The sequence below is a fragment of the Mesorhizobium sp. M0227 genome, assembly GCF_040321855.1.
GTDB lineage: Bacteria > Pseudomonadota > Alphaproteobacteria > Rhizobiales > Rhizobiaceae > Mesorhizobium.
In genome coordinates this window covers 26212-35475 of record NZ_JAMYSJ010000043.1, presented here as the reverse complement: position 1 = coordinate 35475, position 9264 = coordinate 26212, and the positions used below count along the sequence as shown (strand labels likewise).

Here is a 9264-nt window from a genome sequence, read left to right as displayed (position 1 = left end):
CCCCTCCCCGCTGGGGGGTTGGGGTTGTTTTTTTTTTTTTAAATTCATACTTCGTGCGGCGGGCGCGGCCTTCTTGCCTCTTTATTTTGGGGGGCGGCCCGCCCCCCCCCCCCCCCCCCCACCGCCGATGAGGAAGGTCAGTGTCTTGCGATCAGGCAAAGCTGTCGCGCAGGCTGGTCGCGGTGCCGGTGAAGCGGCCACGCACCACACCGACGACCGCGCCGAGCACCAGCCAGAACACGAGGTTGGTCACGGTCACCGCCACCACGAACTGGTGATGCAGCCCTTCCGGAATCGCCGTCTCGTAACTGTCGGGCTGCGGTGCACCGACAACATGCGGTGCGACGATCAAAAAGACGGCAAGGATCGCCAGCGGCAGCGACTTGCGGAACGCGATCAGGCCGAGACCGGCAGCGGTTGCCGCCACCGTTGCCCACCACCAGATCTGCCGCTGGGTGAGATCGGCGGCCGGCATGGCAGGCAATTCCGGCGGCAGGCCGAGGCCCGGTGCCAGCGTGAACACGGCAAAGCCGGCAAGGCCCCAGAACACGCCCTGGCGCCAGCCACCGATGCCGCCGGCGAATTCGGAGACCGCGACCAGGATCAAGGCGAAGCCGATGCCGGTGACGATATTGGCAAGCACGCTGAAGGCGAAACGCTCGAAACCGTCTGCCGGCGCCCAACCTTCGTCTGCCGGAGCGGCTTCCGCCGCAGCCGGGGCAGCAGAGCTCATCGCATCTCCCGCCGGAGCAGTTGTGCTCATGGCATTGCTATCCGTTGCGGCCGGAGCGCCATGGTCATGGTGATGCCCGCCGCCCGCCTGTTCGTAAACTTCCGCCTTCAGGATCAGCGGCACGGTGGCATAGGCCTGCAGGCAGGCGAGGACGACGCCGGCCACGAGCCCTGCGATCGCCGCGATGAACACGACGTTGCGAAACAGATTCATGATGTCAGCCCCTCGTCAGTGGCAGGGAAACGCCATCGAATGGCGATAGTCGTGAGCCGCATTATGGACGGCATCGATATGCGAGAAGCCGACAAAGCCCATCACGAAAATGCCGAGCAGCGCGGCAAGCGCGAGCTGCATGAAGCGCGACTGCGAGGAGACGGAGGCGCCGAGGGAGACGGAAGCGGTAGTCATGTCTTGTCCTTTCGCCCTCCACCCGAGGGCATCGAAGTCAGTTTCCTGTCGCCGGCAGGTCTCCTGGCTCGCGGATCAGCATCCTTCCCCACCTTCCCGAAGAAAAATCTTCAGTGGCATATGGAGAGGACTACCGCACACAGTTGCGGGGGCAGCCACGGCATTGGGCGAATTCGCCCGCACCGCATTCCCTCTTGGCTCCAAAATGGAACCGGCGACACCGGCGACTATAGGCAGAATCCTCGCCTCCGGCAAACCAAATTCCGCCGGCGGCCATTGCGAATGCGCCATGAAGGTCAAAGCGATTTCGGCAGATAGCGCCACGTCACAAAGCCGCAGACCGCCGCCAGCAGGCCGAGCGTGACGAACACCGCGCCAAGGCCGAAGAAGGCCAGCACCACCGAATAGACCAGCGGCGGCGTCAGCTCGGAAAAGTCGAGATAGGTGCGGTAGACCGCCGCCATCTGCGATCTTTCATAGGAGCGCACCGAACGCATGAAGGCGGTCGAGCCGAGCGCGTCGAGCGCAATGGTGAAGAAGGCGCCGCAGAGCAGGAAGGCGCCGGTGAGCAGCGGCACGGTTTCGCCGACGAAGCCTGCCGCCAGCAGCGTGGCCGACATGGCGAAATAGGCGAATGTCATGGTCCTGCGGCCGCCAAAGCGCTTTCCTGCCTTGCCCCAGAAGATGGCCATGAACAAAAGCGCGTTGCCGGCCGAAACCAGCAGGCCGCCGGCCAGCTTGCCCTCGCCGGTGATCACCATGAACAGCGGCCCGTAGACGAAGAACGTTGTCCAGAAACAGGAGCGGCCGAAGGCAATCAGCCAGGCCAGCCTGAGCCTGGGCTGCGCGACGAAGCGGCCGATATTGGCGAGCGGATTGACAGGGCGCGTCTTGCCCGGACGGATGGACTGGGTGTCGCCGAGGCGGTAGGTCCAGAACAGCGCCAGCAGGGCAAACGCGAACACCGCGACCGCACCGTGCGCGGCATAGATGCCGAAGCGCGTGTAGAGGAAGATGCCGAGCGTCGGCCCACCGGTCCAGGCCAGCATCGACCACGCCATGCGCAGCGATTCGGCCTGCATGAAGTCGGTCTTGCGGATGTGGTCCATGATGTAGAGGTTGAGCGTGATCGACAGCGCGCTGGCGCCCATCACCCGGCACAGCATGCCGGCCAGTTGCCCGGCAAGCGTGTCGGTGACGAAGAACAGCGAGCCGACGGCCAGCAGGCAGGCGCCTGATGTGTAGACCCAGCGGCGGGCAAAGCGGCGGATCAGCATCGGCATGAACAATGTCACCGACAGGCCGAGCATCGCCACGACTGTGTAGAGCATCGACACGATCTGCTCGTTGTGCAGGATTTCATAGGCCTGGATCGGGATGACGCTCGACACCGTGGCGCGGGCGAAGGATTCGACCGCATAGAGCGACGCGAAGGTGCGCGCGTCCGCGGCCTTGAGAGCCGGCAGCCAGATCGGATGGCGCACATGGGTGGACATTGCTTTCCCCGAAGCAGATTCACCGGGTTAAATCTGCCGTGGCGACCCCAGTGCCAATAAGAGGAAACCGACGTGCATCCGGCAAAAGCGAAGCCGGCCAAAGGCTTCCCGGCACTGGCCCAATGCCGCGGCCGATCCGGCGTTATCGGCAGGATTGCCGGTCTTCTTTTGTCCGGGGCAACCGTGATAGTCCTCCAACGGGGCTGAATCAGAATGCGAGACCATGAGCATCCAAACGCCGACCGCACCCGTTCAGGATCGACCAAAGCGCATCGTCGTCATCGACATCGTGCGCGGCATCGCGCTGATCGCCATGGCAAGCTACCATTTCACCTGGGATCTGGAGTTCTTCGGCTACACCGATCCCGGCCTGACCGCCTTCGGCTGGTGGAAGATCTACGCGCGCTGCATAGCCTCGACCTTCCTGTTCCTGGTTGGCGTCAGCCTGTACCTCGCCCATGGCCGACAGATCCGCTGGAACGGCTTCTGGAAGCGGTTTGCCATGGTCGCCGGAGCCGCGATCGCGATTTCGGTCGTCACCCGCATCGCCACCCCGGATGGATTCATCTTCTTCGGCATTTTGCACGAGATCGCGCTGGCCAGCCTGCTCGGCCTCGCCTTTCTGCGGCTGCCGGCACTGCTGACGCTTGTCGTCGCCGCGCTCGTCATTGCGGCGCCTGTCTATCTGCGCCTCGAGGCGTTCGATCACCCATGGCTGTGGTGGGTAGGCCTGTCGGCTAACAATCCACGCTCCAACGACTACGTTCCGTTGTTTCCATGGTTCGGCGCCGTGCTTGCAGGCATCGCGGTGACGAAACTCGCCGCCGGTTCAGGCGTGCTTGCCCGGCTTGCCGAATTGGCGCCCGGTCGCTGGGCCAACCCGCTGGTCTTTATCGGCCGGCACAGCCTGGCGTTCTACCTGATCCACCAGCCATTGCTGATCGGCTGCGTCTGGCTGTTCTCGCAGATCATGCCGGCGCAGGTCGAAACCCCGCAGGTGAATTTCCTCAAAACCTGCCAGCTGTCCTGCGAGCAGTCGCGCGACACCGAGTTCTGTACGAGCTACTGTGTCTGCATGCTCGATACGCTCGAGGGCGAGGCGACGCTTGATCGGCTCTACAACAACGACCAGACTGCGGAATGGAAGACGCATCTGTCCGATCTCGCCGGCATGTGTACCGCCAAGACGGACAGCAAGTTGATGGAGGAAGGGGTCAAATGACCGAGAACCAGCCGAAGCCGGGGCTCATACCGTGGCCGCCGCTGATCTACACCGCCGCCATCGCCATCAGCATCGCGCTGGGCCTGCTCTATCCCCTGCCCTGGATCGGTGACCTCCTGGGCGACATTCTTTTCGCCGCCGGCTGGGTGGTGCTGCTTGCCGTTGCAGCGCTCTGGGTCACCGCGATCCGCACCATGGTCCGCGCCAAGACCACGCTGAACCCGAACGCTGTGCCCGATCACCTGGTCACCACGGGTCCCTTCGGCATCACCCGCAATCCGATGTATCTGGCCAACACCCTGCTGTTGATCGGCGTCGCCTTTGTCTCGGGCATCGTGTGGTTCCTGCCGCTCGCCTTCATCGCCGCCTATGCCACGCAAAAAATGGCGATCGAAGGCGAGGAAAAGATGCTGGCGGCAAAATTCGGCAAGAAATACCGCGACTACGCGAAACGCGTGCGCCGCTGGATTTGAGCTGGCGCTCCGGTTTCCATCGCGGAGAGGTTTTGACAGGTGCACACTTCGGCGATTAGCCTAAGTCTTGCGAACTTCGTCATCCTAGGGCGAAGCAGGAGCGCAGCTCCGTCGCGGAGACCCTAGGATCCATGCCGTGACCTCGGTCTAGGAGTGCAGCGGAGCAAAGTTCTGCGCCGTCGCGGTGCATTGCAGAAGGAATAGACGTTTCCGCTCATTCCGAACGCTAACGCGCGATAGAATCCAGTCCGCTCAGGTATTCACGCCAAGCTCGACCAGCCGCTCCACACAAGACTCCTCGGCCTGGTCGAGTTCAGCCAGCGTCTCCTCGAGATCGCGGCGCTTCTGCCGGAGATCCTCGCGCTTTTCCTCGATGCGCTTGATCATTAGGTTGAGTTGGCCGACTTCGCCGGGCGGCTCCTTGTACATCTGGATGATTTCGCGGATTTCGTTGATCGAGAAACCAAGCCTCTTGCCGCGCATGATCTGACGGATGAGGTGCCGGTCGGAGGGGCGAAACAGCCGCGTGCGGCCACGCCGCACCGGCTGCACCAGCCCTTCGTCCTCGTAAAAGCGCAGCGTCCGCGTCGACACATCGAACTCACGGGTCAACTCGGTGATCGAATAATATTCTCGCATTGCCACTCCCGCACGCCGAAACCAAGGGGCGATCGCCATGCCGGCGTCACCCTTATGTCCCGAACCAAAACCCATGCCATGCCGGAATCGACATGGCGCCCCGCGCAAGCCTCGCACGGCATTTACGTAAAAGTCAATTAAGCCAAAAGGCGTGCCTTCAGGGCACACCGAACCACCACGTGGCAATGCCGAGAAATGCAAAGAAACCGACGACGTCGGTAACCGTGGTGACGAAGACCGCCGAAGCGACCGCCGGATCGATCTTGAAACGATCGAGCAGCAGCGGGATCAGGATGCCGGCCAGGGCGGCCACGAACATGTTGATGATCATCGCCGCCGCGATGATGCCGCCCAGATTGGGGTCACGGAACCAGGCTGCCGCAACGATGCCGATCAGGATGGCGAAGACGATGCCGTTGATGAAGCCGACACCCATCTCGCGGCGAATGATGCGGCCGGCATTGTAGATGTCGAGATCCCTGGTCGCCAACGCCCGCACGGTGACGGTCATGGTTTGCGAGCCGGCATTGCCGCCCATGCCGGCGACGATCGGCATCAGCACCGCCAGTGCGACGATATGTTCGATCGTGCGGTCGAACAGGCTGATCACCGACGCCGCCAGGAACGCGGTCAGAAGGTTGATCAGCAACCACGGAACGCGTGATCGCGAGGTCGAAAAGATGCTGTCGGAAAGCTCTTCGTCGCCGACGCCGCCCATGCGCATCAAATCTTCCTCGGCCTCCTGCTGGATGACGTCGACGACATCGTCGATGGTCAGAACGCCAACCAGCCGTTCGTTCTCGTCGACGACCGCGGCCGATAAAAGATCGTACTGCTCGAATTCCCGCGCCGCCTCTTCCTGGTCCATGGTGGCCGGAATGGCGTGCCGCGTCTCGTGCATCACTTCCTCGACCTTGACCGAGCGCTTGGTCCTCAGGATCTGGTCGAGGTCGATGGCGCCGAGCAGCTTGAAGCTCGGATCGATGACGAAGATCTGGCTGAAGCGCTCGGGCAGGTTGTTGTCTTCGCGCATGTAATCGATGGTCTGGCCGATCGTCCAGAACGGCGGAACCGCGACGAACTCGGTCTGCATGCGGCGGCCGGCCGTCTCTTCGGGATAATCAAGCGAGCGGCGCAGCCTGATCCGCTCGGTGAACGGCAGTTGCGACAGGATCTCGTCCTGGTCTTCCTGGTCGAGATCCTCAAGAATGTAGACGGCGTCGTCTGAATCGAGCTCCTGCACCGCCTGCGCGATCTGCGCATTGGGCAGATTGTCGACGATCTCCATACGGATCGCCTCGTCGACCTCCGTCAGCGAGGAGAAGTCGAAATCGGCGCCCAGGAGTTCGACAAGCGCGCGGCGCTGTTCGGGATGCAGCGCCTCGAGCAGGTCGCCGAGTTCCGACTGGTGCAGGTCGTCGACTTCATGCTTGAGGGTCAGCGTGTCGCGGTCGGCGATCGCCGCGCCAATCCGCGCAAGGAAGGACGAAAGCACGGCGCCGTCCTCGCCATAGATATCGGCGTGGTTGTCCTCGGCGGCCCTGGCGCCGGTCGTCCGTTCGTGCTCGCCTTCCACCAGCGCCTCCCGCCACAAGAATCCCGGAAAAGGTGCAAATCAGGTCTAGAGCATCGGACCCAAAAGGGGAAACCGGTTTTGGGAGAATCCGACGCTCAGAAAGAAAGTGGCGTAAAGTGCGGGAATATCAAACGAAATGCGCCCGGCCCGCAGCGGGCGAGACCGGTACAAATCGGACTCTGGGAAGAGAATGGTGCGGTCGAGAAGACTCGAACTTCCACGGGTTGCCCCACAGCGACCTCAACGCTGCGCGTCTACCAATTCCGCCACGACCGCACGTGGTAGAGCCGGAACCGACCGGCTCGCGGCGTGTAGCAAATCGTTTCCGGCGAAACAAGTGCACGGCAAGCAATAATGTCAGGCGATTGGCATAATGCTCCACAGGGTCCGAACGCAGCGTCGGAACTGGACGTTTGCGCCTGATATCGCCATATGGAAGGCAGGTTGATGTCACCCAAAGGTGCGGCGCGGTTTTGGGACGCGACATGCATAAGCGAAAAGACGATACGCCATGCCCGAACGCAGCCAGATCGCCACGTCGTTCCTGCCGCTCCCCGGTTCAGCACCGGTCGAATGGCTGATCGAGCCCGGCCTTACCGCCTATCCCGAAGCACTTGCCTTCATGGAGGCGCGCGCCGAGGCGATCCGCAGCGGGGCCGCCGGCGAGATGGTCTGGCTGGTCGAACACCCGCCGCTCTACACGGCCGGCACCAGCGCCCGCGGCGAGGATCTGATCGACGCCGACCGCTTCCCGGTGTTTTCGGCGGGACGCGGCGGCGAATACACCTATCATGGGCCGGGCCAGCGGGTCGCCTATGTCATGCTTGATCTGAAGCGGCGGCGCGAGGACGTCCGCGCCTTCGTCGCGGCGCTCGAACAGTGGATCATCGGCACGCTCGCCGCCTTCAATGTGCATGGCGAACGCCGCGAGGACCGGGTCGGCGTCTGGGTCGTGCGGCCGAATCGCCCTGCCCTGCCGGACGGCTCGCCGGCGGAGGACAAGATCGCGGCCATAGGCATTCGGCTGCGGCGCTGGGTGAGTTTTCACGGCATCGCCATCAATGTCGAGCCCGATCTCGACCATTTCAGCGGCATCGTGCCTTGCGGCGTGCAGGACCACGGCGTCACCAGCCTCGTCGACCTCGGCCTTCCCCTGACCATGGCCGATCTTGACCTGGCGCTGAAATCCGCCTTCGAGGATGTGTTCGGTCCCGCCACGGCTTTGCCTGTCGAAGCCGAGCGCAAGGCCGGCTGATTCTTCCTGATCCGGTACGGCTCAAGCTATGTGTGATTCACAGGCCGGCATCCATCTGAATATCAACACACCTCAGATGAGCTGGGCGGAGGCCCACAGGACGCCATAGCCATGGATGGCGAACACCGCCAGCAACGCCGCGGCCATGGCGAGGCGGTCGATGGTGCGGATCGGCTTCAGCTCGTAACGCGGCTTGACCCCGCTGCTCATCGTCAACAGGCTGAGGATCGAAAACACCGCTCCCGTCGCGAGCAGGAAATTGGAGGAAAAGCCGGCCTGCCAACCCACGGCCAGGAAAGCCGAGAGCAGGAAGAAGGAAGCCAGCGCCAGCGCGACCGGCCCCGGACAGATCTGGCGCAGCACCTGACCGCCGTCGAACTTCCACACCGGCACCAGATTGGCGATGTTGAACAGGGCGGCGAAGCCCGCCAGTGTCTCCAGCAGCGCCGCCGCCAGCCGATGTCCTTCAGCGCCGGCAAAGGTGCTGGCGGCGATAGCGATCGGCACCAGGAATGCGGAGAAGCCGGCGCCCATCAGCGCCACGAAGGCGACTTCGAAACGGCTGTCATAGGGCCGCCCGCCAATGGCGATGCCGCCGAGCAGCGGAATGAAGATCATCCGTGCCCGGTTGTGGCCCATAAGCCGAAACGCCGCCATATGGCCAAGCTCATGCAGGGCGACCACTGATGTGAGGATCGCGGCCAGTGCCAGGCCGCCGAAGTGAAGGCCGAAGAATGGCCACAGGATCAGCGCCGAAAGCCCGGCGAAACCGACCTGGCTCAACGGATGCTCGAACCAGCCGCCCTTGCGATACTGCCCGGTCCGCGCCCAGCGCTGCAGTTTGCCAAGCTCGCGGCGCATGGCGAAATAGCGGAACACCAGGAAGGCAACGCCGCGATAGCGATCGGTCTGGCTGAGCGTCACCCGCGTGCCGTTGCCCTCGGAAACGAGCTCAGTGGTCTCGCGAAAATCCTTCCAGAATGAAGCGTCGAGCGCGGTGTCCTCGATGACGCGCATCGAGAAGCTGATACCTTCGACGACGTCCTCAAACCGCGACTTGCGTTCGATCGGCTTGCCGTCGCGACCTTCCCACGACAGCGTGATGCGGGCCACGCCCTCGCCGTCCGGCGCCTCGGCGGAAAGAATCTCACCGGACCAGCCGGCATCGCTGCCGAGCGGCCACAGCGCCTGCCAGAGGCGCTGCCGGTCCATCGCCACCAGACGAGTCAACCGGATCGTGCGCAGACCCAGCGGCACGGTCATCAAGAGAAAGATTAGCCCGAGATTGCTGGCCACCAGAATGGCCGTGACGATGGGCGACACCTGGACGTTGCTCCCTGTCTTGCCGGGGCACCCTAACGCCGCGACGGCAAGAAAAGCTTAACGGCGGAACGGCCTTCGACCGTGCGGGAACAGCGACGGCGAACGCCGCCAAATCACATGGCTCCGATCCAGATCGCCA

General features: G+C 63.2%; 9 protein-coding genes, 1 tRNA gene and 1 riboswitch. Of the genes, 3 read left to right on the top strand and 7 right to left on the bottom strand.

Annotated elements, in window-relative coordinates; translation table 11 throughout:
- Positions 1 to 151: 151 nt before the first annotated feature.
- From NKJ00_RS30770 to NKJ00_RS30760, 3 genes are all read right to left on the bottom strand, one after another.
- A complete protein-coding gene (locus NKJ00_RS30770; protein ID WP_352439839.1) occupies positions 152 to 946 on the bottom strand; it encodes a CbtA family protein in 795 nt (264 codons plus the stop codon).
- A 15-nt stretch (positions 947 to 961) separates the two neighbouring features.
- A complete protein-coding gene (locus NKJ00_RS30765; RefSeq protein WP_013531117.1) occupies positions 962 to 1141 on the bottom strand; it encodes a CbtB domain-containing protein in 180 nt (59 codons plus the stop codon).
- Between the two features lie 36 nt (positions 1142 to 1177).
- A riboswitch (cobalamin riboswitch) is annotated at positions 1178 to 1381 on the bottom strand.
- Between the two features lie 56 nt (positions 1382 to 1437).
- Positions 1438 to 2637, bottom strand: a complete 1200-nt coding sequence (locus tag NKJ00_RS30760) for an MFS transporter (RefSeq protein ID WP_352632394.1) — start codon at positions 2635 to 2637, stop codon at positions 1438 to 1440.
- 223 nt (positions 2638 to 2860) lie between these two features.
- On the opposite strand from NKJ00_RS30760, the gene NKJ00_RS30755 reads away from it, so the two are divergent.
- Both NKJ00_RS30755 and NKJ00_RS30750 read left to right on the top strand, forming a co-directional pair.
- Positions 2861 to 3859, top strand: coding sequence for a heparan-alpha-glucosaminide N-acetyltransferase (locus tag NKJ00_RS30755; RefSeq protein WP_352612451.1), 999 nt, complete (start codon positions 2861 to 2863; stop codon positions 3857 to 3859).
- Entirely contained in the window at positions 3856 to 4332 is a 477-nt protein-coding gene (locus NKJ00_RS30750) for a methyltransferase family protein (protein ID WP_023812367.1), read from the top strand. The genes NKJ00_RS30755 and NKJ00_RS30750 overlap by 4 nt, the downstream gene beginning before the upstream one ends.
- 252 nt (positions 4333 to 4584) lie before the next feature.
- Here the strand turns inward: NKJ00_RS30750 and NKJ00_RS30745 are convergent, their stop codons facing one another.
- From NKJ00_RS30745 to NKJ00_RS30735, 3 genes are all read right to left on the bottom strand, one after another.
- Positions 4585 to 4971: a MerR family transcriptional regulator gene (locus tag NKJ00_RS30745; RefSeq protein ID WP_023685221.1), complete on the bottom strand. Its 387-nt coding sequence runs from the start codon at positions 4969 to 4971 to the stop codon at positions 4585 to 4587.
- 157 nt (positions 4972 to 5128) lie between these two features.
- Positions 5129 to 6547 carry a magnesium transporter gene (gene mgtE, locus NKJ00_RS30740; protein WP_023812369.1) on the bottom strand — a complete coding sequence of 473 codons (1419 nt, stop codon included), beginning with the start codon at positions 6545 to 6547 and terminating at the stop codon, positions 5129 to 5131.
- Positions 6548 to 6738: 191 nt separating this feature from the next.
- Positions 6739 to 6823: transfer RNA gene (locus NKJ00_RS30735), tRNA-Leu, on the bottom strand.
- 235 nt (positions 6824 to 7058) lie between these two features.
- Here NKJ00_RS30735 and lipB point away from each other — a divergent pair.
- Positions 7059 to 7802: a lipoyl(octanoyl) transferase LipB gene (gene lipB / locus NKJ00_RS30730; protein ID WP_352632392.1), complete on the top strand. Its 744-nt coding sequence runs from the start codon at positions 7059 to 7061 to the stop codon at positions 7800 to 7802.
- A gap of 72 nt (positions 7803 to 7874) precedes the next feature.
- Here lipB and NKJ00_RS30725 read toward each other — a convergent pair whose 3' ends face one another.
- Positions 7875 to 9125 carry a site-2 protease family protein gene (locus NKJ00_RS30725; RefSeq protein ID WP_352632390.1) on the bottom strand — a complete coding sequence of 417 codons (1251 nt, stop codon included), beginning with the start codon at positions 9123 to 9125 and terminating at the stop codon, positions 7875 to 7877.
- Positions 9126 to 9264: the final 139 nt, after the last annotated feature.